Here is a 24,625-nt window from a genome sequence, read left to right as displayed (position 1 = left end):
AGGTTCGCTGACTATAGACCGCGAATGCGGGCGCCAGCCAATCGCTAAAGCGTCTAGACCAACGTCGGGGTATGGCCTTTGGCGCCGTAAGCGCTAAACTCGGGGTGGCTGTCTTTCTTGTCCACCCTGGCTGGAATAATAAAATGAAAAATAATAATAGCCTGCTACGCCACTTACCCTGGCTAGTGCTGGCAATCGTAGGAGCGTGCGCCCTGGGCGTAGTGGCATTGCGCCGTGGCGAGGCGATCAACGCCTTGTGGATCGTGGTCGCTGCTGTGGCCATTTATCTGGTCGCGTACCGTTACTACAGCCTGTTCATCGCTAACAATGTGATGCAACTCGATCCGCGTCGGGCCACCCCCGCCGTGCTCAACAACGACGGTCTGGACTATGTGCCGACCAACAAACACATTCTTTTCGGTCACCACTTCGCAGCGATCGCTGGTGCAGGACCTCTGGTCGGCCCGGTATTGGCCGCGCAGATGGGCTACTTGCCCGGCACGCTCTGGCTGATTGCCGGTGTGGTGCTGGCGGGCGCGGTGCAGGACTTCATGGTTCTGTTCATGTCGACCCGGCGCAACGGCCGTTCCCTGGGCGACATGGTGCGTGAAGAAATGGGCCGCGTGCCCGGCACCATCGCCCTGTTCGGCTGCTTCCTGATCATGATCATCATCCTCGCGGTGCTGGCGCTGATCGTGGTTAAAGCGCTGGCCGAGAGCCCGTGGGGCATTTTCACCGTGATGGCAACCATCCCGATCGCGATGTTCATGGGCATTTACATGCGCTACATCCGCCCGGGTCGCATCGGCGAAATCTCCGTGGTCGGCGTGTTGCTGCTGCTCGGTTCGATCTGGCTCGGTGGGCAGATTGCCGCTGATCCGGTGTGGGCCAAGGCGTTCACCTTCACCGGCGTGCAGATTACCTGGATGCTGGTCGGTTACGGTTTCGTCGCGGCCTCGCTGCCGGTGTGGCTGATTCTGGCACCGCGTGACTATCTGTCGACGTTCCTCAAGATCGGCACCATCGTCGCTCTGGCGATCGGTATTCTGATCACCATGCCCGAGCTGAAAATGCCGGCGCTGACCCAGTTCGTCGACGGCACCGGTCCGGTGTGGAAGGGCGGCCTGTTCCCGTTCCTGTTCATCACCATCGCTTGCGGTGCGGTTTCCGGTTTCCACGCGCTGATTTCTTCGGGCACCACGCCGAAGCTGCTGGATAACGAAACCAACGCCCGTTACATCGGTTACGGCGGCATGCTGATGGAGTCGTTCGTGGCGATCATGGCCATGGTTGCCGCTTCGGTAATCGAGCCTGGCGTGTACTTCGCAATGAACAGCCCGGCCGCTGTGGTCGGCAGTGATGTCGCTTCGGTTGCGCAAGTGGTTACCAGTTGGGGCTTCGCGATCACGCCGGAAGCGCTGCAAGCGGTGGCACATGACATTGGCGAAACCACCATTCTGGCCCGTGCCGGTGGTGCGCCGACCCTGGCAGTCGGTATCGCGCAGATCCTGCACAGTGTCCTGCCGGGTGAAAACACCATGGCGTTCTGGTACCACTTCGCGATTCTGTTCGAAGCGCTGTTCATCCTCACCGCTGTCGACGCCGGTACCCGTGCCGGGCGTTTCATGCTGCAGGATCTGCTCGGCTCTTTCGTGCCGGCACTGCGACGTACCGAATCGTGGACCGCCAACCTGATTGCCACCGCCGGCTGTGTGGCGATGTGGGGCTGGTTGCTCTACCAAGGCGTGATCGATCCGCTGGGGGGTATCAACACCTTGTGGCCACTGTTCGGTATCTCCAACCAGATGCTGGCCGGTATTGCGCTGATGCTGGGCACCGTGGTCCTGATCAAAATGAAGCGTCAGCGCTACATTTGGGTCACCCTGCTGCCGGCTACCTGGCTGCTGATTTGCACCACGACTGCAGGCTTCATCAAACTGTTCGATGCCAACCCGGCGATCGGCTTCCTGTCGCTGGCCAAGAAGTACAGCGATGCGCTGGCCAATGGTCAGGTGCTAGCACCGGCAAAAAGCGTCGAGCAGATGCAGCACGTGATCTTCAACGCCTACACCAACGCAACGCTCACCGCGCTGTTCCTGTTCGTGGTCTTCAGCATCCTGTTCTATGCGCTCAAAGTCGGCATCGCCGCCTGGGGCAAAAAAGAGCGTACGGATAAAGAATCGCCATTCCAGGCTCTGCCGGATGCGTAACCAGAGGATTGCACCATGTTCAATGACCTGAGTCGCCTCGGTAAATACCTCGGTCAGGCCGCGCGCCTGATGGTCGGCATGCCCGACTACGACACCTACGTCGAGCATATGCAAACCAAGCACCCGGACAAACCGGTGATGAGCTACGAGATGTTCTTTCGCGAACGTCAGGAAGCCCGTTACGGTGGCAAGGGTGGGCCGAAGTGCTGTTGAGCTGACAGCGCAAGGTTGAGGTAATCCCCCTGTGGGAGCGAGCCTGCTCGCGAAAGCGGTGTGTCATCGAGCAATAATGTCGACTGACACGACCCCTTCGCGAGCAGGCTCGCTCCCACATTTGTTTCTGTATTGTTCATTCATTTTGTGAAGGGGATCTGTTTTGTCTTCTCCCATACCTGTAACGGTACTCAGCGGTTTCCTCGGCGCCGGCAAGACCACCTTGCTGCGCCATATCCTCAAAGCCGAGCACGGCCTGAAAATCGCCGTGATCGAAAACGAATTCAGCGACGCCGGTATCGACACGCAGTTGCTCGGTGACGAACCGGTGCAAGTCATGACCCTGGCCAACGGCTGCGTCTGCTGCACCATTCACACTGACCTGACCAAAGCGCTGTACCTGCTGCTTGAACGGCTGGACAGCGGTGAGATCGCGTTCGATCGTTTGGTCATCGAGTGCACCGGCCTGGCCGATCCGGCACCCGTGGCGCAGACCTTTTTCATCGATGAGGAATTGCGCGAGCGCTACCTGCTCGATGGCATCATCACCTTGGTCGATGCCGCCCACGCCGACGTGCACCTGACCCAGACTATCGCTCAGGCGCAGATCGGTTTTGCCGACCGCTTGCTGGTGAGCAAGACCGATCTGGTCGACGAAGCTACGTTCAAGGCGCTGAGCGAACGGCTGACGCGGATCAACCGTCGCGCGCCGATCCGTGTGGTTGATCACGGCAACATCGATCTGGCGGAATTGCTCGATGTGCGCGGCTTCAACCTCAACGCCGATCTTGGCGGCGGATTGAGCCTGCGCCCGGTGAGCAAGGCGCCGTCGATCGACCGCATTTCCAGTCTGGTGCTGCGTACCGATCAGCCGCTGGATATCGATCAGCTCAGTGAGTTCATGAATGAATTGCTCGAAGAACACGGCAAGCAATTGCTGCGGTACAAGGGTGTGCTGAACATTGCCGGTGAGGATCGGCGGTTGGTGTTTCAGGGCGTGTTGAAGCTTTACGGTTTCGACTGGGACACTGAATGGGCAGAGGGTGAAGCGCGGGAAAGTGTGATTGTGTTTATTGCTGATGAGTTGCCGGAAGAGAAGATTCGGGCGGGGTTTGCTAGGGTGGCGGCGGGCTGAAGGGTTTGTAGTGTCAATGATGACGCCATCGCGAGCAGGCTCACTCCTACAGGGGAACGCGTTTCAAATGTAGGAGTGAGCCTGCTCGCGATAGCAATCTAACCTGCAACACAATGCTCAAGATCTGAACCCAGCAATGTCTGCTCAAGATTATCCAAATGCCGATTCATCAGCATCCCGGCCTTGGAAGCATCGCCTCGCTCCACTGCCTCGACCAGCGCCAAATGCTCCCGCCATGCGCAACAGCTATGCGTCTGGCACTCACTTCGCGCAATCGCCAATGATGTGAGCGGCACAAGACTGCCGAGAAAATGCGCCAACGGTGCATTCCCCGCCATCTGCGCCAAGTGCAGATGAAACTCCCCGGACAAGCGAATCGCCACACCACGCCGATTCTGCTCAACGGCCTGACGTTCGTGTTCGATCAGCCCGCGCAAGCGTTTCAAGCCTTCGGCCTGCGGACGTTGGCAGGCCAGACGCACCAAGGTGTTTTCGGCCAGTCGCCGCGCATGCAGAGCCTGCCGCGTTTGCTCCCGATCAGGTGCGGCAACACGCGGGCGATGATTGGCGCGCAGCACAATGACCTGCTCAAGCGACAACTGCGTCAACACCCGCCGCACATCGGCGCGGCTGGCGCAGAACATCTCTTTCAAGCTGTCCTCGGTAAATCGGCTGGTCGAATCGATGCGCTGTTCCAGAATCGCATCTAACAGTCGCGGATAAAGACCCTCTGCCGGTTCGCGCAGACGGGAGAAGGGCAGGGGCGTCGTTGTCTGGCGAGTGTGTGACGCTGAAGCGAAACTGTTCATGACCTGTCTCCAATAGATATCAGCGACTCAAGTTGTCTTCCGGGATGTTCAACTCAATCCCCATCCGCTGGCCTTCGCGCAAAATGTGCCGACGCATTTCGGCGCTGGCCTGGGCGCTGTTCTTGCTGCGGATCGCGCGGACCACCGCTTCGTTTTCTTCCAGCCGCTCGGCCAGATGCTCCGGCGAATTACGCAGCACCTCGGCGCTCTGCTTGAGGGCATTGCTGGTTTGCTGCACCACGCTCTGGAAGATCGGATTCGAGGTGAGCGTGAACAACTCTTCGTGGAACGCGATGTAGGCGCTGACCCCGGCTTCGCTGTCGCCGGCTTCAAGGGCTTCGCGCATGTCCATCAGGGTCAGACGCAACTGGCCGACTTCCTTGCTGCTGATCGACTGCGCGACCAGGCCAACGATGAACGGCTCAAGGGTGTAGCGCAGTTGCAGTACATCCTCGAGACTGGCACCGGCCACCGCGCTGTCGTGGCTTTGACTGTCGCTCAATTGTGCGTCGAGCACGACCACGCCTTTGCCCGGCATCGAGCGGACGAGGCCGAGGGTTTCGAGGACGATCACCGCTTCACGCAGGCTCGGGCGGCTGATGCCCAGTTGTTCGGCCAGTTCGCGCTGGCCCGGCAGCATGTCGCCGGAGCGCCACTGACCACGGGCCAATGCGGCGCGCAGTTTTTCAACGACTGAGTTGACGACGGTTGATGTGGTAATCACTTGTCTTGCTCCATGTGCCTGTGGGAGATAGCCGCAGACTCAAGATCAAAAGATCGCAGTCTGCGACAGCTCCTACAGGGTTAAATCAGAACTCCTGCTGGTGCGCCGGAGTTGCTGTTTTACGCGGCTGAAAGGTGTAGCCCTGCTGACCGCTGAGTACTTTGTTGGCGCGTTGGACGTCGATGTCTTTTTCCCAACGGGCAATGGCGACAGTGGCGACGCAGTTGCCGATGAGATTGGTCAGTGCCCGGCCGATGCCCATAAACCAGTCCACTGCCAACACCAGCACCAGACCGACCACCGGGATTGCCGGAATCGCTGTCAGCGTGGCCGCCAAGATCACCAGCGCTGAACCGGGAATACCGTGAGCGCCTTTGGAAGTGATCAGCGACACCAGCAGAATCGTCAGCAGGTCAGTCATGGCCAGCGGTGTGCCGGTGGCGTTGGCGATGAAGACGATGGCCAGGGTCAGGTAGATCGAGAAACCGTCGAGGTTGAACGAGTAGCCGGTCGGAATCACCAGGCCAACCGTCGAGCTGCCAATGCCGAGGTGTTCGAGTTTGCGCATGATCTGTGGCAGCACAGCGTCGGACGAGGCGGTGCCCATGACGATCAGCAGTTCTTCACGCAGATACTTCAACAGCGGCCACATGCGCAGGCCGGAAGCACGCATCACCAGGCCGAGAATCACGCTGACGAAAGCGATGCAGGTCAGGTAGAACAAACCGACCAGACTGCCCAAATGTTGCAGGGAATCGAGGCCATATTTGCTGGTGGTGAAGGCGATGGCGCCGAACACGCCGATCGGTGCCAGACGCACGATCATGCCCATGATGCGGAAGATCACATGGCTCAGTTCGTTGATCAGCCGGGAGATCCCGGAAGCCGCTTCACCGACCAGATTCAACGCGCTGCCGAACAGCACCGAGAACAGCAGCACCTGCAGGATGTTGTTGTCGGCAAAGGCACCGATCACCGAAGTCGGGATCAGGTCCATCAGGAACTGCGTGGTGGTGTGCATGTGCTGGCCGCGTTCGGCGAGATCGCCCATGTCGGCGGTCGACAGCTGCTCCAGATGAATATTCGCGCCGCTGCCAATACCGGTGCTGAAGGCGAAGACCAGGCCGATGACCAAGGCGATGGTGGTCAGCACTTCAAAATAGATCACCGATTTGAGGCCGATGCGCCCGACCTTCTTCAGATCGCCGGCGCCGCTGATGCCGCTGACCACCACGCAGAACACGATCAGACCGATGAGCATCTTGATCAGTTTGATGAAGCCGTCGCCGAGCGGTTTGAGCTGGGCCGAGTATTCAGGAAGGGTCAGCCCGCAGACGATGCCGAGCATCAGTCCGAGAACCACTTGGAGGAAGATTGAACGCGAGCACCATCTGAGCATGGGAGGAATCCTGGTCGGTGTCCTGGCTGCCGTGCGCTTGAACGCATCAGATTCAGGACTTAATTATTGTGGTCTTACCGGTATGTCCAGTGCAGGCGCAGTCTACGCTGGGGTTTTTCTTGAATACAAGGGGGAAACGCGAAATTGGCATGACCGGTCTGACCGGTGGTTAAGATCAAAAGATCGCAGCCTTCGGCAGCTCCTACATTTGGAATGCGTTCACCTGTAGGAGCTGCCGAAGGCTGCGATCTTTTGAGCTTTTTTCAGGCGAAAAAAAACCGGCCAATCACTTGGCCGGTTTTTCATGCTGCGGATTTAACGTCGCATCAAGCGCCGTATACCGGCAGTTTCTTGCAGATGGCTTTGACTTTCTCACGAACGGCGTCGATCACCGCTTCGTTGTTCAGGTCAGCCAGGATGTCGCAGATCCAGCCGGCCAGCTCTTTGCACTCGGCTTGCTTGAAGCCACGAGTGGTCACAGCCGGAGTACCGAAGCGCAGGCCGGAAGTGACGAACGGCGAGCGTGGATCGTTTGGCACGGAGTTCTTGTTCACGGTGATGAACGCTTTGCCCAGAGCGGCGTCGGCGTCTTTACCCGAGATGTCCTGCTTGATCAGCGACAGCAGGAACAGGTGGTTCTTGGTACCACCGGAAACTACGTCGAAACCGCGCTCGATGAACACTTCGGCCATGGCCTGGGCGTTCAGCACCACTTGTTCCTGGTAGGCCTTGAACTCTGGCTGCAGCGCTTCCTTGAAGCAGATTGCCTTGGCGGCGATCACGTGCTCCAGCGGGCCACCCTGGGCGCCCGGGAATACCGCGGAGTTCAGCTTCTTCTCGATGTCGGCGTTGGCGCGCGCCAGGATCAGGCCGCCACGTGGACCGCGCAGGGTCTTGTGCGTGGTGGTGGTCACGACGTCAGCGAAAGGCACCGGGTTCGGGTAAACACCAGCGGCAACCAGACCGGCTACGTGAGCCATGTCGACGAACAGGTAAGCGCCGACTTTGTCCGCGATGGCGCGAAAGCGTGGGAAGTCGAGAATCTGCGAGTAGGCGGAGAAACCGGCCACGATCATTTTCGGCTTGTGCTCAACCGCCAGACGCTCGACTTCGTCGTAGTCGATCAGGCCATTGGCGTCGATGCCGTACTGCACGGCGTTGTACAGCTTGCCCGAGGAGGAAACGCTGGCGCCGTGAGTCAGGTGACCACCGTGGGCCAGGCTCATGCCCAGAATGGTGTCGCCACCTTGCAGCAGGGCCAGGTAAACAGCGGCGTTGGCTTGCGAACCGGCGTGCGGCTGAACGTTGGCGTAATCGGCGCCGAACAGCTCTTTGGCGCGGTCGATGGCCAGTTGTTCAACGATGTCGACGTACTCGCAACCACCGTAGTAACGCTTGCCTGGGTAGCCTTCAGCGTACTTGTTGGTCAGGACCGAGCCTTGAGCTTCCATCACCGCTGGGCTGGTGTAGTTTTCCGAAGCGATCAGCTCAATGTGTTCTTCCTGGCGCTGAGCTTCTTGCTCCATGGCGGCAAAAAGGTCGGCGTCGTACTTGGCAATAGTCAAATCACGGCTGAACATGGCGGTCCTCAAGGATCGGGGGCAGAAAAGGGGGGCATTCTAACCCAATGGGTTTTGGATGGCATATGAAACGACATCATGTCGCAGACAAGTGGCGTTCATGACAGATGTGCGGTGCTTTTGAAGGCCTCTTCGCGAGCAGGCTCGCTCCCACAGTAATCGAGGCAGGCCTGCGATTTTGTGATCGAAATCAATCCCTGTGGGAGCGAGCCTGCTCGCGAAAGGCGCGCCGCCGATCTTCAGTCGAACATAAAGAGCGCGTCATTACTGAACTGCGCCTCAAACCGCCCCGCCGGCATCGGCCGCCCGAACAGATACCCCTGAACCTCATCGCAGCCATGTTCGCGCAGGAAGTCCAACTGCTCATGGGTTTCCACACCCTCGGCGATCACCGCCAGATTCAGGCTGTGGGCCATGGCGATGATCGCCCGGGCAATCTGCGCGTCCTGCTCACCCGACGGCAAGCCATCGACAAAGGTGCGGTCGATTTTCAGCACGTCGATCGGGAATTGCTTTAGGTAGTTCAGCGACGAGTAACCGGTGCCGAAGTCGTCGACCGCGATGCTCAGGCCAAGGTTTTTCAGACCGGCGAGAATCTGCATCGCTTCGCTGACTTCGCGCATCAGGATACTTTCGGTCAGTTCCAGTTCCAGGCACGCCGGCGGCAGGCCGGTTTCGCGCAGGATCGTGGCGATCCGCGTGCCGAGCTGGCCATCGGAGAACTGCCGCGCGGAAATGTTCACCGAGACCTTCGGTACACGCACGCGGTTCTGGTGCCAGGTCTTCAGTTGGCGGCAAGCCTCGCTAATTACCCAGTCGCCAACGTCCACCACCAGACCGAGTTCTTCCAGCACCGGAATGAAATCCCCCGGCGGCACCAGTCCGCGACGCGGATGACGCCAGCGCAACAGCGCTTCGGCGCCGGTCAGGCGTTTGCCATCGCCGCTGAACTGCGGTTGGTAATACAGGACGAATTCGTTCTGCTCCAGGGCGTGGCGCAAGTCGCTTTCCAGTTCCAGACGCTCCAGCGCACTGGCGTTCATGTCGGCCTGATAGAACTGGAAATTGTTCTTGCCGCGCTCCTTTGCGTGGTACATCGCCGTGTCGGCGTTCTTCATCAACTGGCTGAGTTCGTTGCCGTCCTGCGGACTCAGGGCGATGCCGATACTGGCGGTGACGAAGAACTCGCGGCCTTCCAGCACGAACGGTCGCACCAGGCTGCCAAGGATCTGCTCGGCGACATGAATCGCCCGGTTCAGCGCCAGTTCGCGGCTGGAGCGATGCTGCAGCAGCAAGGTGAATTCATCGCCGCCCATGCGCGCCACGGTGTCGTCATCATCGACGCAGGCCAGCAGGCGCGTGGCCATGTCTTTCAACATGCGGTCGCCGGCGGCGTGGCCGAGGGAGTCGTTGATCGGTTTGAAGCGGTCGAGGTCGAGGAACATCAGCACCACCCACGACTTCTGCCGCTCGGCCGATTGCAGCGCAGTGTGCAGGCGATCCTGGAACAGCGTACGGTTCGGCAAATGCGTCAGGGCGTCGTAGTAGGCGAGGCGGTGAATCCGCTGTTCGCTGGCCTTGCGCTCGCTGATGTCGCTGAAGAAGCACACGTAACTGGCCAGATCACCCTCGTCGTCGAGCACCGCGGTGATGCCGACCCACGCCGGGTAGTGCTCGCCATTTCGCCGCTTCATCCAGACTTCACCTTCCCAGGTGTTGTGCTGGTGCAATTGCTTGAGCACATACCGCAGGTGCGCGTCCTGTTGCTCATCGACGGTAAGCATGTTCGGCAACTGGTCGAGCACTTCGCTCACGGCGTAACCGCTGACGCGGCTGAAGGCTTCGTTGGCTTGCACGATGTAGCCGGCCGGGTCGGTGATCAGGATCGCCGAGGTCGAGTGCTCGAACACCGTGGCGGCCATGCGCAGGTCTTTCTCGGCGCGGCGCTGCTGGCTGATGTCGCGACCGACACCGAGCACGCCTTCGAACGCACCATGTTCGTCCCACACCAGCACCAGACGCAGCTCGATCGGGATCTTGCGGCCATCGGCGCGCAGGCAGTCGAACAGGAACATTTGCGTCTGCACCTGATTGCGCAACACCGCCAGTTGCTCGGGTTTGTCCAGCGCCTTGCTGACCCGATCCATCAGCGTGTAGATGCCGCTCAGTTGCTGCGGGTTGGCGATGGTCGATTGCCAGCCGTTCTGGAAAATCCACTCGGCGTCATAACCCAGCACAGCCTGCACCGACGGGCTGACGTAGTTGAGCGAGAGCTTGCTGTCGGTGGAGAAAATCACGTCGCTGATGCTTTCGGCGAGCATGCGATAACGCTGTTCGCTGTCACGCAGGGATTCGCTGGCTTCGATCTGTTCGGTGATGTCCTTGGCCACGCCGATAATGCGCGTGACCTGGTCGTGTTTGTCGCGCGCCAGCGCCTGTTCGCGAATATCGAAACGCCGCCACTTGCCGTCGCGATGGCGGAAGCGCAACTGACATTGCAGCAACTGGCTGTAACCAGCGTGTCGCTGCAGTTGGCGCGAGCGATGGTAATAGTCGGCATCTTCCGGGTGCAGCAGGATTTCCCAGAAATACTCGCCCATCTGATGCAGTTCGGTGCGGTTGTAGCCGAGGGTCTGGCCGAGGTGGTGGTTGCTGAAAATCATCCGCTGGCTGATCACGTCCTGCACATACAGATGATCCGGCACGGTGCGCACCACATCCGACCAGAATCCCTCGCGTTCGAGCAGCGACAGTTCGATCAGCTTGCGGCTGGTGATGTCGTTGATGCTGAGAATCACCGCTTTGTAGTCGTGCTGCTCGGTCGGCAGGCGCAACACCATCCACAGGTGCTGGTCGCGGCCATTGATGTCCGGCAGTTTGATTTCCAGTTCCAGCTGCTTTTGTTGCTGCAGGACGGCGTCGAGCACTTGATTGCCGATGGCGCACTGGCGGTGCGGATGGCCGTCGATCAACAGTTGCCAGGCGTGCTCGCAGGAATTGACGTTGAGCAATTGCAACGCGACCTGGTTGACCTCGGTGACGCGCAGTTCCTGCAGCAGTTGCTGGCGTTGCTGCGGTTGGTCGAGCCATGCCTTGAGCTGGTCGCTGGTCTGGATCTGCGCCTTGTCGAAGACTTGTTTCAGACCCGACAGATCGAGCACACAGAGGGCCACGCCGGTGCCTTCGAAAATGTCCTGATAGCGTCGACGACCTTCGTGCAACTGGCGCTGGCGGCGGCGCATGTTCAACAGCGCAATCACCGGCAGCAGCGAGAACGCCAGGCCCAACAGGCATTTGCCGATAAACGCCGGGAGCAATTCTTCGAGCACGCGTTGACGGTCGAACAGGCCACGCAACTGCCAGTCGCTGCTGCTCAGCGGCACGGTCAGTACGGTGTTGGCCATGTCGTCCGGACTCAAGACGCCGGGCCTGGCCGAAGGCTGCGCTTCGTCGCGGCTGATGATCTGATGGTTGACGCGGTTTTCCACCAGCCACAACGGGCGGATGCCGGTTTCGCCCTGTTTGGTCAGCGAGTCGAAGAACGTCGGGGTCAGGCGCAATGCCCAATAACCGCGCGTGCTGCCGCTGGCCTGATGCAATAACAGATGCACCACAGAACCGTCATCGGCGTTGCTGAAGTAATGCGCCTGTGCACGGCTGCGGCGCACCAGTTCACTCAGGTAATCGGCGTCGTGGCTGTTGTCGGCACTGTCGCTGATGATCTTGCCGGAAGGGGTGAGCAGGGCCAGGCTGCGCAGGTCAGGCAAGGATTGCTGGAGCTTGCGCAGCAGCGCCTGCTGTTCGTCGGCTGATTGCGGTTGTTCGACGATCGGTAGCAGATTGAGAGCGATTTGCGCGTTCAGCGCCATGTTCAGGCTGACCTGCGAGGCGAGGTCGGCAGTGTAGTCGATGGTGTACTGACGCTGGTTTTTCTGGGTTTCGCGCAGTTGATCGAGCAGTTGCCAGAACAGCAAGGCGAGCAACAAAAGCACGAGCGTCGCCAGCGCCCCCTTTAATGTACCGCGCAGGGACGAGCCGGGCGCCGGTGGGGTGCTGCTCACAGAGGCTGGCGGAGTGACATTGGACAAGCTGTGATCCTGCGGTTTGGCTGGACTGGCGCGACGTGCACTATAAGCCGGACGCCCAAAGGGCGGCTAGCATGCCTTGAGTCGTGGCGAAGTGCCAGCCCCGCTCGGCTGGACTGCCTTCCGTCATTCAGGTAGCTTTGCCGGTTACGCGGGAGCGTTCCAGCTCCTAGACTCAGACTTTTTCAGCGCGCACGCATTGATAACCATCAAGTGAACGACGCGCATGGTCTGGCCGGGCTTCGCCTGCGCTGCAATCATTCATCTGTCACTGACCCAAGGTTCTCCATGGCTCAATACGTCTTCACCATGCATCGGCTGGGCAAAGTTGTTCCGCCGAAGCGGGAAATTCTCAAAAACATTTCGCTGTCCTTCTTCCCCGGCGCCAAGATCGGCGTACTCGGCCTCAACGGTTCGGGTAAGTCCACGCTGCTGAAAATCATGGCCGGCGTCGACACCGAGTTCGAGGGCGAAGCCCGTCCGATGCCGGAGCTGAACATCGGTTATCTGCCGCAAGAGCCGCAACTTGATCCGACCAAGACCGTGCGTGAAGTGGTCGAGGAAGCGGTCAGCGTGATCAAGAACGCCCAGGCTCGCCTGGACGAGGTCTACGCGGCTTACGCTGAAGAAGACGCCGACTTCGACAAGCTGGCTGCCGAGCAAGCCAAGCTCGAAGCGATCCTGCAAGCCAGCGACGGTCACAACCTCGATCGTCAACTGGAAGTCGCCGCCGACGCACTGCGTCTGCCGGCCTGGGACGCCAAGGTCGAATTCCTCTCTGGTGGTGAAAAACGTCGTGTGGCCCTGTGCCGCCTGCTGCTGTCCGCGCCGGACATGCTGCTGCTCGACGAACCAACCAACCACTTGGACGCCGATTCCGTTGCGTGGCTGGAGCACTTCCTGCACGACTTCCCGGGCACCGTGGTAGCGATCACGCACGACCGTTACTTCCTCGACAACGTCGCTGGCTGGATTCTCGAACTCGACCGCGGCGCGGGCATCCCGTACGAAGGCAACTACTCGGGTTGGCTTGAAGCCAAGTCCGATCGTCTGGCCGCCGAATCCAAGCAGCAGTCGGCCCACGAAAAAGCCATGAAGGAAGAACTGGAGTGGGTGCGCAAAGGCGCGAAAGCCCGCCAGTCGAAATCCAAGGCTCGTCTGCAACGCTTCGAAGAAATGCAATCGCAGGAATTCCAGAAGCGCAGCGAAACCAACGAGATCTACATCCCGGCTGGTCCACGCTTGGGCGACAAGGTCATCGAATTCAAGAACGTCACCAAGGGCTACGGCGATCGCGTGTTGATCGACAATCTGTCGTTCGCGATGCCGAAGGGCGCCATCGTTGGCGTGATCGGCGGTAACGGTGCCGGTAAGTCGACTCTGTTCCGCATGTTGATGGGCAAGGAAACACCGGATTCGGGCAGCATCGAAGTCGGCGAAACCGTGCAACTGGCGTGCGTCGATCAGAGCCGCGATGACCTCGATGGCAGCAAGACTGTGTTCCAGCAAATCTCCGACGGTTCCGACCAGATCCGCATCGGCAACTACGAGATTCCGTCGCGCACCTACGTCGGTCGTTTCAACTTCAAGGGCGGCGATCAGCAGAAGTTCGTCAAGGATCTGTCCGGTGGTGAGCGCGGTCGTCTGCACCTGGCGCTGACCCTGAAGGAGGGCGGCAACGTCCTGCTGCTCGACGAACCATCCAACGACCTCGACGTGGAAACCCTGCGTTCGCTGGAAGAAGCCCTGCTGGACTTCCCGGGCGCCGCCATTGTGATCTCTCACGATCGGTGGTTCCTTGACCGTGTGGCGACGCACATTCTGGCGTACGAAGACGACTCGCAAGCGATCTTCTTCGAAGGTAACTACACCGAGTACGAAGCGGATCGCAAGAAACGCCTCGGCGAAGCAGCTGCCCAGCCACACCGGGTACGTCACAAGAAACTGGCCTGATTCGGGTTGGTTGCATAAAAGAGCGGAGCCTTCGGGCTCCGTTTTTTTTGCCTGGTTTTTTGGGAGTACCGAGGTGACCCCTTCGCGAGCAGGCTCGCTCCCACATTTGAAATGCATTCCCCTGTGGGAGCGAGCCTGCTCGCGAAAGGGGTATAACTGCTGGTGCATTGCTTGAATCCCGGCTCCCCATTCAGGTGCGAAATCACCTGGAAATTCTTTCGAATTTATATCCTGTGCACCATTTAATTTCATAACTGCGACATTTTGCTCTGTTCCAGTGCGCAATTCGTTTGTTACAGTCCGGCCCAATCTCCTCCAACGACAATAAATTTGCCGAGACTTTTGCCATGATCGAATCCGTCGAATCCTTCCTCGCCCGCTTGAAAAAACGCGACCCGGATCAACCCGAATTCCACCAGGCCGTCGAAGAAGTCCTGCGCAGTCTGTGGCCGTTTCTAGAAGCCAATCCGCATTACCTCACCTCGGGGATTCTGGAGCGCATCTGCGAGCCGGAGCGCGCCGTGGTGTTCCGCGTGTCATGGGTCGACGATCAGGGCAAGGTCCAGGTCAATCGCGGTTTCCGCATCCAGATGAACAGCGCGATCGGCCCGTACAAGGGCGGCTTGCGCTTCCATCCGTCGGTGAACCTGGGTGTGCTGAAATTCCTCGCCTTCGAACAGACCTTCAAAAACTCCCTGACCTCGCTGCCCATGGGCGGCGGCAAGGGCGGTTCCGACTTCGATCCGAAGGGCAAGAGCGACGCCGAAGTCATGCGTTTCTGCCAGGCCTTCATGAGTGAGTTGTACCGCCACATCGGCGCCGACGTTGACGTGCCGGCCGGTGATATCGGTGTCGGTGCGCGCGAGATCGGCTTCCTCTTCGGCCAGTACAAACGCCTGAGCAACCAGTTCACCAGCGTTTTGACCGGCAAAGGCATGACCTACGGCGGCAGTCTGATTCGTCCGGAAGCCACCGGTTTCGGTTGCGTGTACTTCGCTGAAGAAATGCTCAAGCGCCGCGAGCAGACCGTCGAAGGCAAACGCGTGGCGATCTCCGGTTCCGGCAACGTGGCGCAATACGCCGCGCGCAAAGTCATGGATCTGGGCGGCAAGGTGATTTCCTTGTCCGACTCCGAAGGCACGCTGTATTGCGAAGCCGGGCTGAGCGAAGAGCAGTGGCTGGCGCTGCTGGAACTGAAAAACGTCAAACGTGGGCGTATCAGCGAATTGGCGGCGGCATTCGGTCTGGAATTCCGCGCCGGTCAACTGCCGTGGTCGCTGCCGTGCGACATCGCGCTGCCGTGCGCCACGCAGAACGAACTCGACGCTGAAGCCGCACGCACGCTGCTGCGCAATGGCTGCGTATGCGTGGCCGAAGGCGCGAACATGCCGACCACGCTGGAGGCTGTGGATATCTTTATCGAGGCCGGGATTCTGTTTGCCCCGGGCAAGGCGTCCAACGCCGGCGGCGTGGCGGTGAGTGGTCTGGAGATGTCGCAGAACGCCATGCGCCTGCTGTGGACGGCAGGTGAGGTCGACAGCAAGCTGCACGCGATCATGCAGTCGATCCACCACGCTTGCGTGCATTACGGCGAAGAGAACGGGCAGATCAACTACGTCAAAGGCGCGAACATCGCCGGTTTTGTCAAAGTCGCCGACGCGATGTTGGCGCAAGGCGTGGTTTAAGCCGGTTCGATGCGGATCACTTCGATGATTTGATCGCCGGCGGGGCGCTGCCACAGCACCTCGTCGTTGAGTCGGGCACCGAGCAGCGCCCGGCCCAAGGGTGAGCCCCAATTGATCAGGCCTTTGCTGGCATCGGCTTGATCCTCGCCGACCAGTTGCACGCGGTGTTCGGTGTCGTGCTCATCGGCGTAGGTCACCCAACTGCCGATCTGCACTTTGTCTCTGGACGTTGCTGCTACGGCGACTTGTGCGCTGCTCAGGCGCTGATTGAAATAACGCAAATCCCGTTGCAGATCCGCCAGCCGTTGTTTGTCGGCCTGTTCACCTCTGGCCGATTGTTCGGCATGTAGGGTTTGCAGTTCGGCGACTTTTTCTTGCAACTGCGCCAGCCCTTGCGCCGTGACGTAATTGGGCTGCGCGCTGACCTGCCGTTCGACCGGCTGATCGGCTTGCGCGGCGGCGTTGTCTTCGTTGACGAATGCGCGACTCATGGTGTCCTCCTCGTATGAGGTTTGGGCCATGCTCGCAGGCATTTGGTTTCACTGGATGTCTGGAAACGACCTATTGCGAGCGATAGGCCCGCCCGGCGTCCTGATCTTTCTGTTGCTGCCAGGCGCGCTCGCGTTCGTCCCAGTGTTCGTTGCGGTACTGCTCGCGATCCTTGTTTTCCAGCATTGCCTGACACTGGCGAAAGCCGTCGGTCCAGCCTTCGGCGTATTGCTTGTCCTTGAGATAGCGCGGCACGTTCTTGCGGAATTCGCCGCTGATCGAACCGGCGGCCTGACGACCGCTGATGCAGCCATCATCGAAGCCGTCGGCGAAGGCCGGTGGATATCCCTTGGCGATCAAGTCTTCATGGGTGGTCTGGCAACCGCCCAGCAACAGCACAACACCCAACAAACCCGCACACCGCCACATCGCACTCTCCCGCGCCGGTTGTCCGGCTTATGGGGAAAGTCTAGAAGGGGATTCGTCGGGCGTTGGTGAAAGGCGTGTGAGTAATTCGTTGAGCGCCACAAATCCCCTGTAGGAGTGAGCCTGCTCGCGATAGCGGTGTATCAGTCACCGCAACAGTGACTTATGAATTGCTATCGCGAGCAGGCTCACTCCTACAAGGGGGATGTGTTCAGGATCAATAGTGATACCACTTTACTTCAAGCATCACTTCGGTTTCAGGCGTGGCGAGATGGCTGAACTCACGCTGCGCACTCAGGCGCAAACCCAGATTGCGCGATAACTCCCACTGCTGATTCAGACTCAGGCTACGACGCACTTCGCCATTGAAGAAATAATCACCCTTGGCTTCCAGGCTCAGATTGCCCAACGGGTTTTTCCACAACACGCCGGTATTGAAACCGCCGGCCGGGGACACGAACTCGGCGAAATCGTTGTTGTGTTCAACCCGCACGGTGCCGAGGGCAAAGCCCAGTACATCATCCCCAAGCGCCCAGGTGCCGCCGCCACCACCATTCACATGGCTGACCAGCGTTTCGTCATCATGCTTGCCCGGTACACGCTCGAGACCACCGGTAACTTGCCACGACAATGGCTGCAACAACTCATTGCGCGGCGTCAGCGAACGAATCGTCGCCAGATCCAGTTGCTGAAACTGCCAGTGATTGCCTTCGTACTGACGCAATTTCATCTGCAGGATTTCAATCTGCGCGCCGAGCGGGAAGCTCTCGGCATTGTCGTTGAGGTCGTGATAGGCCATGCGCAAACCGTACTCACCGAATGCACGATCACCACGGGTACCGAGGCCGGCCTGCCATGTGCGTGATTCGTGGCCGTCTTCCGGCAAGCCTGGCTGCGGAATGTCCAACTCCGGCGCCGGGTTCTTGTTGATCGCTCGCAGCAGTTCAAAGCTGCGCTGTGCCCGTTGTGGATCGCGCTCCTGACCGTTGGCGCGGTAGCGCTCCAGACGATATGCCGCGTCGATGATCAACGCTTGACGGTCGCGGGGCAGGGCTTTGAACGCCGGATCCTGCAACTGCTGTTGATCGGTGCTGACGTTCAGCACCCATTGCTGTTCGTCACTATTCAAAGGCTCGGCACGGCTGAGCAATTCGCGCTCGCGGGACGGGCGGTATTCGATACTTTCCACCAGCCCGGCTTCTTTCACCGCTTTGACGGTGTCGGTGGGAATCGCGGTCAACGGGAATTGTTCGGTCAGGCGCAGACTCGGCCGTGCCACCTGCAGCAACTCAAGCAGACGATACGAGCAGTTTTCATCGAAGAAGAAATAGTCGAACTGAATCTGCTTCAACTCCCACACATGCTCGACCATGCGCGCGGTTTCTTCTTGGGTCAGATTCAGTCGGTATTCCCACAGGTCGCGGTTTTCCAGGCTGCGGTACTCGGAGAGCTTTTCCTGATAGGGCACTAGCGCGAACAGCCCCGGGTACCCGCCCATCAGGCCTTTCCAGGCGTACAGAATGCTGTTGTCCGAGCCTTCGATGTAGGCGCCGAAGTTGATCGCGTAACTCAGCAGCGAGGTCTTGTCGGCCTGCACGTCAGCCTGGTCGATGCGCAGCAGGGTGTGGCCGAACATCGATGACGGACTGTTCAAATAAGCCGCCGGGAAGATCATCACCGCGCTGTGCGGCGAAACATCCTTGAACCACTTCTTGTACTCGGCGCATGCAGGTGTCGGCAGATCGCTGAGGTTGAGCTGTGCTTTCAGCCAGCGCGTGCGCGCCGGATAAACGCATTGCGCATGTTGCTCGCCGAGATTGGCCGGGGCGTACAGCGCTTGCACGGTCGCGGCGAGTTCATGATCGGGATGTTCATTGCCATCGGGCGCGAGAAAGAACTTCTTGTCACTGACATAGCTGCGCCAGCCGCCAAGCTTGGCGGTTTCGTAGTGACCGAGGGAAATCCAGAAGCGGTCGTTGGCCAGTTGCTGCAAACGTTGAGGGTCGATGTTTGGCGCGGCGGACAGCGGGGCGCAGACACAGAGCGCCAGCCAGGCAAGGCGTTTGAGCATAGTCGGCAACTTGAACAGGAAAGAAATAAAGACCCAAGGAGGGCGGGCCGAAAAAACAAAACCCGCTTCCCGAAGGAAGCGGGTGGGGTCGAGCTTAAGCCTGAGTTGCGTACTTGGCCAGACGAGGATCCGATTTCAGTACGGCCAGGGTGTTGGTATGCACGTCTTCAGCGGTCACGTCAGCCTTGCTGAAGATCTGCTGGAAGTGCTCGTGAGTCACAGCAGCGAAGTGCGCGCGATCTTCCGGCGCCACGCCCAGTACCACGGCATAAGTCGTCAGCGCTTCGCCGTTGCCTTTGGCCATGTCTTCGGACAGCTCGTTCATCATGCCATTCATGGCAAACCAGGATTTGCCGCCGTAGGTCAGCGATGCGTTGGTCGAGCAACCGTTGGTGCCGGACGTCATCCCGAAGGTGGCGTTACCGGAAGTGCCGTTGGTGGTGGAAGCGAGGAAGTGAGCAGGGGTGCCACGCTGACCTTCGAACAGCATGTTGCCCCAACCGCAATCCGGGCCGCCTGGAGCTTGCGCCATTGCGTTGATGGATACAGCGGTGAAGAGAGTACCGAGAAGAATCCGTTTCATAGCTTTTTTCTCTTTGTGTGCATACCAATGGACAGGGTTCTGACACCTGACGGTGCCAGTGGGCCAGTATTAGTTCCAGCCGCGCAGTTTGGAGTTTAGGCACGTTCCTGGGGTTCCGTGAGTTTTTACAAAAGATTTGGCGATAACCCCGATTTCACGAGTGCCGGGGCAGGGGCGGGCGGTTGTCTATGCTTTGTAGTGTGGCGCGCCTTGCCAGTGGGGCACGGGCAGCGCCAGAATGCCGCTATCTGCCCCGCCTGATTGTTAAGGAAGCCCGATGCCTGATCCTGTTGCTGCCAGCTTGCGTCTCGCGCCCGAAGCGCTGACCCGTCCGTTTTCCGCTGAACAGTTCAGCTTCACTACCACCAATGATCTGGAGCCCTTTCGCGGTGTGCTCGGCCAGGAACGCGCGGTCGAAGCCTTGCAGTTCGGTGTGGCCATGCCACGCCCCGGTTACAACGTTTTCGTCATGGGCGAGCCCGGCACCGGCCGTTTCTCGTTCGTCAAACGCTACCTGAAGGCCGAAGGCAAACGCCTGCAGACCCCGGCGGACTGGGTCTACGTCAATAACTTCGATGAGCCGCGCGAACCGCGCGCACTGGAACTGCCGTCGGGCACTGCCGGTGCATTCATCGGTGACATCAACGGTTTGATCGACAACCTGCTGGCGACGTTTCCGGCAGTGTTCGAGCACCCGTCCTACCAGCAGAAGAAAAGCGCCATCGACCGCGCTTTCAACCAGCGCTACGACAAGGCTCTCGACATCATCGAGCGTCTGGCCCTGGAAAAAGACGTCGCCCTGTACCGCGACAGCAGCAACATCGCCTTCACGCCGATGCTCGATGGCAAGGCGCTGGACGAAGCCGAATTCGCTCAGTTGCCGGAAGCCGATCGTGAGCGTTTCCACGATGACATCTCCGGTCTCGAAGAGCGTCTGAACGAAGAACTCGCCAGCCTGCCGCAGTGGAAACGCGAGTCGAACAATCAGCTGCGTTCGCTCAACGAAGAAACCATCACCTTGGCGCTGCAGCCGTTGCTGTCGCCGTTGTCGGAGAAGTATGCCGAGAACGCTGCGGTGTGCGGCTACCTGCAAGCGATGCAGGTGTATCTGCTGAAAACCGTGGTCGAGCAACTGGTCGACGACAGCAAGACTGACGCCGTCGCACGCAAACTGCTGGAAGAGCAATACGCGCCAAGCCTGGTGGTCGGCCATCCGGTGAGTGGCGGTGCGCCGGTGGTGTTCGAACCGCACCCGACTTACGAAAACCTCTTCGGCCGTATCGAATACACCACCGATCAGGGTGCGCTTTACACCACCTATCGCCAGCTGCGTCCGGGTGCCTTGCACCGCGCCAACGGTGGCTTCCTGATCCTTGAAGCGGAAAAAATGCTCAGTGAGCCGTTCGTGTGGGATGCGCTGAAACGCGCCCTGCAATCGCGCAAGCTGAAAATGGAATCGCCGCTGGGCGAGATGGGCCGTTTCGCCACCGTGACCCTCAACCCGCAGCACATTCCGTTGCAGGTCAAAGTCATTATCATCGGTGCGCGGTCGCTTTATTACACGCTGCAAGACCTCGATCCAGACTTCCAGGAGATGTTCCGCGTTCTGGTCGACTTCGATGAAGACATCCCGATGGTCGACGAAAGCCTGGAGCAATTTGCCCAACTGCTGAAAACCCGCACATCGGAAGAAGGCATGGCGCCGCTGACCGCCGACGCAGTAGCGCGTCTGGCGACTTACAGCGCACGTCTGGCCGAGCATCAGGGGCGTTTGTCGGCGCGCATTGGCGACCTGTTTCAACTGGTCAGCGAGGCGGATTTCATTCGTCACCTGGCCGGCGATGAAATGACCGACGCCGGGCACATCGAACGCGCGTTGAAAGCCAAAGCTACACGCACCGGACGTGTGTCGGCGCGGATTCTCGACGACATGCTCGCCGGGATCATCCTGATCGACACCGATGGCGCCGCAGTCGGCAAGTGCAATGGTCTGACCGTGCTTGAAGTCGGCGACTCGGCGTTTGGTGTGCCGGCGCGGATTTCCGCCACGGTCTATCCGGGCGGCAGCGGCATTGTCGACATCGAGCGTGAGGTCAACCTCGGTCAGCCGATCCACTCCAAAGGCGTGATGATCCTCACCGGGTATCTGGGCAGCCGTTATGCGCAGGAATTCCCGCTGGCGATTTCCGCGAGCATCGCGCTGGAGCAGTCGTACGGTTACGTCGATGGCGACAGTGCGTCCCTGGGTGAGGCGTGCACGCTGATTTCGGCGCTGTCGAAAACCCCGCTCAAGCAGTGTTTTGCGATCACCGGCTCGATCAACCAGTTCGGTGAAGTGCAAGCGGTGGGCGGGGTCAACGAGAAAATCGAAGGCTTCTTCCGTCTCTGTGAGGCGCGCGGGCTGACCGGCGAGCAGGGCGCAATCATTCCGCAGGCCAACGTCGCCACGCTGATGCTCGATGAGAAAGTGCTGGCGGCGGTGCGCGCCGGGCAGTTCCACGTTTACGCGGTGCGTCAGGCGGATGAAGCGTTGAGTCTGTTGGTGGGCGAACCGGCGGGTGAACCGAATGCCGATGGCGAATTCCCGGAAGGCAGCATCAATGCACGGGTGGTCGAGCGCTTGCGCGACATCGCCGAGATGATTAGCGAAGAAGACCTCAAGGAAGCCGAGAAAGAGTTGGCCCAAGAGGCATTAGCCGAAGCAAAACCGGCCTGAGCCTTCATGCGATAAAAACTGTGGGAGCGAGCCTGCTCGCGAAAGCGGTGTATCAGACGACGAATAAGTTGCCTGACACTCCGCATTCGCGAGCAGGCTCGCTCCCACATTTGTTTGGTGTGAATCCATCGAAAATTCGCCACAACTCTGACGCCAATATTCACACAATGACCATTCGGCGCCTTCTGGTCTCATTCGGCTTGCGCAGCGGACTTTTCTTCTATTCTCAGCTCAAGGATATCGACAGTATCACTGGATCGAGCCAGTCCTCCCGTGGGGGCTGAATACCGGCTTCACCGAGGGTCGCCGCCATGTCGCGCAACCTCTGCCTCACCCGTCAGTGCCTGGGTCTTGTGACCCGTATCGAATGCGCCATCAAGCCGTTGGCCGGCGATAACGGCATGTGGACGCTACTCTTCGCCGCCGGCATGGCCGGTGAACAACCTTCCGCCATCAAAGCGCAGGGCCCGTTTCATGGGCCGGTCGCCGCCGAATCGATACTCGACACCATCGTCGAAAGTCTGACCCTGCATGGCTACGAATTAGCCGATGATCCGCAGATCTGGAGCCTGCACCTGCAAGCTCAATTGCGGCAGATCAACGGTGGTCGCGGCCGCGCTCTTTAGGCGCTGCCGCAGGCTGAGATCTTTTGATCTTGCCCTTCAAGGCGCAGTCTCAGGCATCGGCGCCTTGTCGAGCTTGACCTCAAAACCGTATTGCACGGTGGCGAGGTCGGTTCGCTGATAGGTCTCCACGTGTGTGGGGCGGCCATAAAAGTAATGCACACCAAACAACGCCGGGCCTTCTGCGCTTGCATCGTGGCTGACCGAGAGAATCTGCTTGAGGTAGTTGCCACTGTCGTCTTTGACGAAGAAACGCCACTCGTTGGGCGGGAACAGTTTCAGATCCACCACCAGTTGGTTGTTCTTGATCTCCAGCCCCTTGGGCAATGACTTGGCGTCGTAGGTCTGTTTGGTCACCGCGGCGAGAAACAACGGCATCGAGCCGACCGCAATCGCCGGGGTTTCCGGGAACAGATTCAAGTCGTAGGTGATCGTCGCGCGCAGTGGATCGACTTGATACGCCTCGGGCGGCAGTTCGATCGGCTCATCGAGCTTGCCACTGCGCTTTTCGGTGAAGAACGTCACAGGACTGACGCCCGGACTGAAGTCATCGCCCAGCAGTTCATCGTTGAACGTGCGGCGATGGGAGAACTCGATGCGGGCAGCGCTCGGTTCTTCCACGGATTGATGAATGCGAATGCCGGCCTTCAGCTGTTCTTCGGTGAGGCTCGCACCCTTGAGCCAGTTAACCGCCAGATCGTCGTAAACCGTCACCGACGGATCCAGCGGCTGGATGGCTTTCTCCGTGGTGTGCTGATTGAACGTGCGAATCGGCAGGTCCAGCGGTTTGCGGGTCACGGTTGCCGAGGAAAAATCCAGCACGCTGACTTCCAGGGTTTCGATCGGGCCATTGAAATAGACCTTGTTGTAGCGACGCGGGTGTTTTTGCTCGAAATCCTGCTGTTCTTGGGTGAGCTGTTTTTCCAGCGTATCGCTCCAGCCTTTCTGCTGTTGCAGGTACGCCAGTTGTTTCTGGTAGAAGGACACTTGCTCCGGACTTTCGTTGATCGAGCCGGCGCGCACCAGATACTGCCCGGTTTTATCGCGGGCCTGGACGATCAGCGGATTGAGTTGGGCATCGACGACTTCCGCGGCCAGTGGCAGGTTGTTGCTGAATTCGACTTCGGCATAGTTCTGTTCAAGCTTCAGCAGTTTGACGCTGAGGTTGTCGTTGGTGCGGGTCTGGCCGACGTCCTTTTGCGTCAGGTCGAAGCTGTACAGGCGGCGCGGCGCTATGACTTCGATCTGGCCTTGCAGGCTGACCGGTTGCGGCAGGGTCTTCTTGTCCACGTCCAGCCCGTCAATGAACGGGTAGGTTACGGTCAGGTCATCGGGGTTGGTGACGTTGGAGCTGGAGGGGCTGAGTTGAATGCCCGGATCGGTTTCCGACCATTCCGGCTGATAAGCGATCACGCGCTTGTTGCTCAACGTCACCGACTGCCACTCCACGCCATGGGGGAACAGGAAGCCGCCGGGAATGTTCAGGTTGAACGGGAACACCGGTTGCAGATCGGTGAGGTAATCGGAGCTGGCGTCCTTGTGCAGCACGAACAGGCCATTGATGAAGGTATCGACCAGCGTCTGCGGGGCAGGGTAGTGCTTGAGCACGGCTAGCGCGTCTTCGCCATATTCGGTGCGCGGTGGATTGTCATTGAGTTTGATCTGCGCCCGTTCGAGCAGCAGCAGTGAGCCACCGAGTTCGGTGATGGCGTCCTTGAGCTTTGGATCGGTGATGGCGTCCAGTGACTGTTCGAACTTTGCGGTCTTTTCTTCAAGGCTGGCGGCGTGTTTCTCGTCGCCGGGCGAGCAACCGCTGAGCAACACAGCAAGGCATATTCCGGCGGTCGTTATCGGCAATCGCACATCCATTTCCACACGTCCTGTCTACAGTCACTGGGCTGTCAATGGTTTGGACACTAGCAGA

General features: G+C 59.4%; 17 protein-coding genes. 7 read left to right on the top strand and 10 right to left on the bottom strand.

The genetic code is table 11. From position 1 onward, the window contains the following. Nucleotides 1-143 precede the first annotated feature (143 nt). The 3 genes from PspR84_RS24995 to yjiA all read left to right on the top strand — a co-directional run bounded on the left by PspR84_RS24995 (nt 144) and on the right by yjiA (nt 3,558). Nucleotides 144-2,210 (top strand): carbon starvation CstA family protein, encoded by a 2,067-nt coding sequence (locus tag PspR84_RS24995; protein WP_160059491.1) that lies wholly within the window; start codon nt 144-146, stop codon nt 2,208-2,210. 15 nt (nt 2,211-2,225) lie between these two features. Next, nucleotides 2,226-2,423, top strand: a complete 198-nt coding sequence (locus PspR84_RS24990) for a YbdD/YjiX family protein (RefSeq protein WP_003228401.1) — start codon at nt 2,226-2,228, stop codon at nt 2,421-2,423. Between the two features lie 163 nt (nt 2,424-2,586). Beyond that, a complete protein-coding gene (gene yjiA / locus PspR84_RS24985; protein ID WP_160059490.1) occupies nt 2,587-3,558 on the top strand; it encodes a GTPase in 972 nt (323 codons plus the stop codon). Between the two features lie 98 nt (nt 3,559-3,656). On the opposite strand, the gene PspR84_RS24980 is transcribed toward yjiA, so the two are convergent. The 5 genes from PspR84_RS24980 to morA form a co-directional block, all read right to left on the bottom strand. After that, on the bottom strand, nt 3,657-4,367 hold the full coding sequence (locus tag PspR84_RS24980) for a GntR family transcriptional regulator (RefSeq protein ID WP_160059489.1): 711 nt from the start codon (nt 4,365-4,367) through the stop codon (nt 3,657-3,659). 19 nt (nt 4,368-4,386) lie between these two features. Further along, nucleotides 4,387-5,091: a FadR/GntR family transcriptional regulator gene (locus tag PspR84_RS24975; RefSeq protein WP_034153832.1), complete on the bottom strand. Its 705-nt coding sequence runs from the start codon at nt 5,089-5,091 to the stop codon at nt 4,387-4,389. Nucleotides 5,092-5,176: 85 nt separating this feature from the next. Beyond that, nucleotides 5,177-6,490, bottom strand: a complete 1,314-nt coding sequence (locus PspR84_RS24970; protein WP_160059488.1) for a C4-dicarboxylate transporter DctA — start codon at nt 6,488-6,490, stop codon at nt 5,177-5,179. A gap of 326 nt (nt 6,491-6,816) precedes the next feature. After that, the gene (gene glyA, locus PspR84_RS24965; RefSeq protein ID WP_007909785.1) at nt 6,817-8,070 is read right to left on the bottom strand and encodes a serine hydroxymethyltransferase; all 1,254 of its coding nucleotides are present in this window, start codon (nt 8,068-8,070) and stop codon (nt 6,817-6,819) included. Between the two features lie 239 nt (nt 8,071-8,309). Next, entirely contained in the window at nt 8,310-12,158 is a 3,849-nt protein-coding gene (gene morA, locus PspR84_RS24960) for a cyclic di-GMP receptor MorA (RefSeq protein WP_160059487.1), read from the bottom strand. Between the two features lie 285 nt (nt 12,159-12,443). Between morA and ettA the strand changes: the two genes are divergently transcribed. Both ettA and gdhA read left to right on the top strand, forming a co-directional pair. Next, nucleotides 12,444-14,108 carry an energy-dependent translational throttle protein EttA gene (gene ettA, locus PspR84_RS24955; RefSeq protein WP_077574610.1) on the top strand — a complete coding sequence of 555 codons (1,665 nt, stop codon included), beginning with the start codon at nt 12,444-12,446 and terminating at the stop codon, nt 14,106-14,108. Between the two features lie 347 nt (nt 14,109-14,455). Continuing rightward, a complete protein-coding gene (gdhA, locus tag PspR84_RS24950; protein ID WP_160059486.1) occupies nt 14,456-15,793 on the top strand; it encodes an NADP-specific glutamate dehydrogenase in 1,338 nt (445 codons plus the stop codon). Here gdhA and PspR84_RS24945 read toward each other — a convergent pair. The 4 genes from PspR84_RS24945 to PspR84_RS24930 form a co-directional block, all read right to left on the bottom strand. Then, a complete protein-coding gene (locus PspR84_RS24945) occupies nt 15,790-16,284 on the bottom strand; it encodes a GreA/GreB family elongation factor (protein WP_160059485.1) in 495 nt (164 codons plus the stop codon). The genes gdhA and PspR84_RS24945 overlap by 4 nt on opposite strands. Nucleotides 16,285-16,354: 70 nt before the next feature. Further along, complete coding sequence (locus tag PspR84_RS24940) at nt 16,355-16,711, bottom strand: hypothetical protein (protein WP_038361731.1); 357 nt, start codon at nt 16,709-16,711, stop codon at nt 16,355-16,357. A gap of 214 nt (nt 16,712-16,925) precedes the next feature. Then, entirely contained in the window at nt 16,926-18,779 is a 1,854-nt protein-coding gene (locus tag PspR84_RS24935) for a DUF4105 domain-containing protein (RefSeq protein ID WP_160059484.1), read from the bottom strand. A gap of 94 nt (nt 18,780-18,873) precedes the next feature. Next, a complete protein-coding gene (locus PspR84_RS24930; RefSeq protein ID WP_007909797.1) occupies nt 18,874-19,362 on the bottom strand; it encodes a DUF3015 domain-containing protein in 489 nt (162 codons plus the stop codon). A gap of 277 nt (nt 19,363-19,639) precedes the next feature. Here PspR84_RS24930 and PspR84_RS24925 point away from each other — a divergent pair, with 277 nt between their 5' ends. Both PspR84_RS24925 and PspR84_RS24920 read left to right on the top strand, forming a co-directional pair. Beyond that, the gene (locus PspR84_RS24925) at nt 19,640-22,078 is read left to right on the top strand and encodes an ATP-binding protein (RefSeq protein WP_095125459.1); all 2,439 of its coding nucleotides are present in this window, start codon (nt 19,640-19,642) and stop codon (nt 22,076-22,078) included. Nucleotides 22,079-22,389: 311 nt separating this feature from the next. Next, nucleotides 22,390-22,704 carry a hypothetical protein gene (locus PspR84_RS24920; RefSeq protein ID WP_007909799.1) on the top strand — a complete coding sequence of 105 codons (315 nt, stop codon included), beginning with the start codon at nt 22,390-22,392 and terminating at the stop codon, nt 22,702-22,704. A gap of 36 nt (nt 22,705-22,740) precedes the next feature. Here the strand turns inward: PspR84_RS24920 and PspR84_RS24915 are convergent, their stop codons facing one another. Continuing rightward, nucleotides 22,741-24,570 (bottom strand): hypothetical protein, encoded by a 1,830-nt coding sequence (locus PspR84_RS24915; protein ID WP_160059483.1) that lies wholly within the window; start codon nt 24,568-24,570, stop codon nt 22,741-22,743. Between the last annotated feature and the right edge of the window lie 55 nt (nt 24,571-24,625).

Origin of the sequence: Pseudomonas sp. R84 (genome assembly GCF_009834515.1) — a bacterium.
In the GTDB taxonomy this organism is placed as follows: Bacteria; Pseudomonadota; Gammaproteobacteria; order Pseudomonadales; family Pseudomonadaceae; genus Aquipseudomonas.
The sequence above is the reverse complement of the archived record's forward strand: the minus strand, read 5'-3'. Positions and strand labels throughout refer to the sequence as shown.

What these genes read in the sequence shown, in the direction of transcription:
- PspR84_RS24995 (WP_160059491.1), top strand. Translation starts at nt 144, where the DNA reads ATGAAAAATAATAATAGCCTGCTACGCCACTTACCCTGGCTAGTGCTG.
- PspR84_RS24990 (WP_003228401.1), top strand. Translation starts at nt 2,226, where the DNA reads ATGTTCAATGACCTGAGTCGCCTCGGTAAATACCTCGGTCAGGCCGCG.
- PspR84_RS24980 (WP_160059489.1), bottom strand. Translation starts at nt 4,367, where the DNA reads ATGAACAGTTTCGCTTCAGCGTCACACACTCGCCAGACAACGACGCCC.
- PspR84_RS24970 (WP_160059488.1), bottom strand. Translation starts at nt 6,490, where the DNA reads ATGCTCAGATGGTGCTCGCGTTCAATCTTCCTCCAAGTGGTTCTCGGA.
- glyA (WP_007909785.1), bottom strand. Translation starts at nt 8,070, where the DNA reads ATGTTCAGCCGTGATTTGACTATTGCCAAGTACGACGCCGACCTTTTT.
- ettA (WP_077574610.1), top strand. Translation starts at nt 12,444, where the DNA reads ATGGCTCAATACGTCTTCACCATGCATCGGCTGGGCAAAGTTGTTCCG.
- gdhA (WP_160059486.1), top strand. Translation starts at nt 14,456, where the DNA reads ATGATCGAATCCGTCGAATCCTTCCTCGCCCGCTTGAAAAAACGCGAC.
- PspR84_RS24945 (WP_160059485.1), bottom strand. Translation starts at nt 16,284, where the DNA reads ATGAGTCGCGCATTCGTCAACGAAGACAACGCCGCCGCGCAAGCCGAT.
- PspR84_RS24940 (WP_038361731.1), bottom strand. Translation starts at nt 16,711, where the DNA reads ATGTGGCGGTGTGCGGGTTTGTTGGGTGTTGTGCTGTTGCTGGGCGGT.
- PspR84_RS24935 (WP_160059484.1), bottom strand. Translation starts at nt 18,779, where the DNA reads ATGCTCAAACGCCTTGCCTGGCTGGCGCTCTGTGTCTGCGCCCCGCTG.
- PspR84_RS24930 (WP_007909797.1), bottom strand. Translation starts at nt 19,362, where the DNA reads ATGAAACGGATTCTTCTCGGTACTCTCTTCACCGCTGTATCCATCAAC.
- PspR84_RS24925 (WP_095125459.1), top strand. Translation starts at nt 19,640, where the DNA reads ATGCCTGATCCTGTTGCTGCCAGCTTGCGTCTCGCGCCCGAAGCGCTG.
- PspR84_RS24920 (WP_007909799.1), top strand. Translation starts at nt 22,390, where the DNA reads ATGTCGCGCAACCTCTGCCTCACCCGTCAGTGCCTGGGTCTTGTGACC.
- PspR84_RS24915 (WP_160059483.1), bottom strand. Translation starts at nt 24,570, where the DNA reads ATGGATGTGCGATTGCCGATAACGACCGCCGGAATATGCCTTGCTGTG.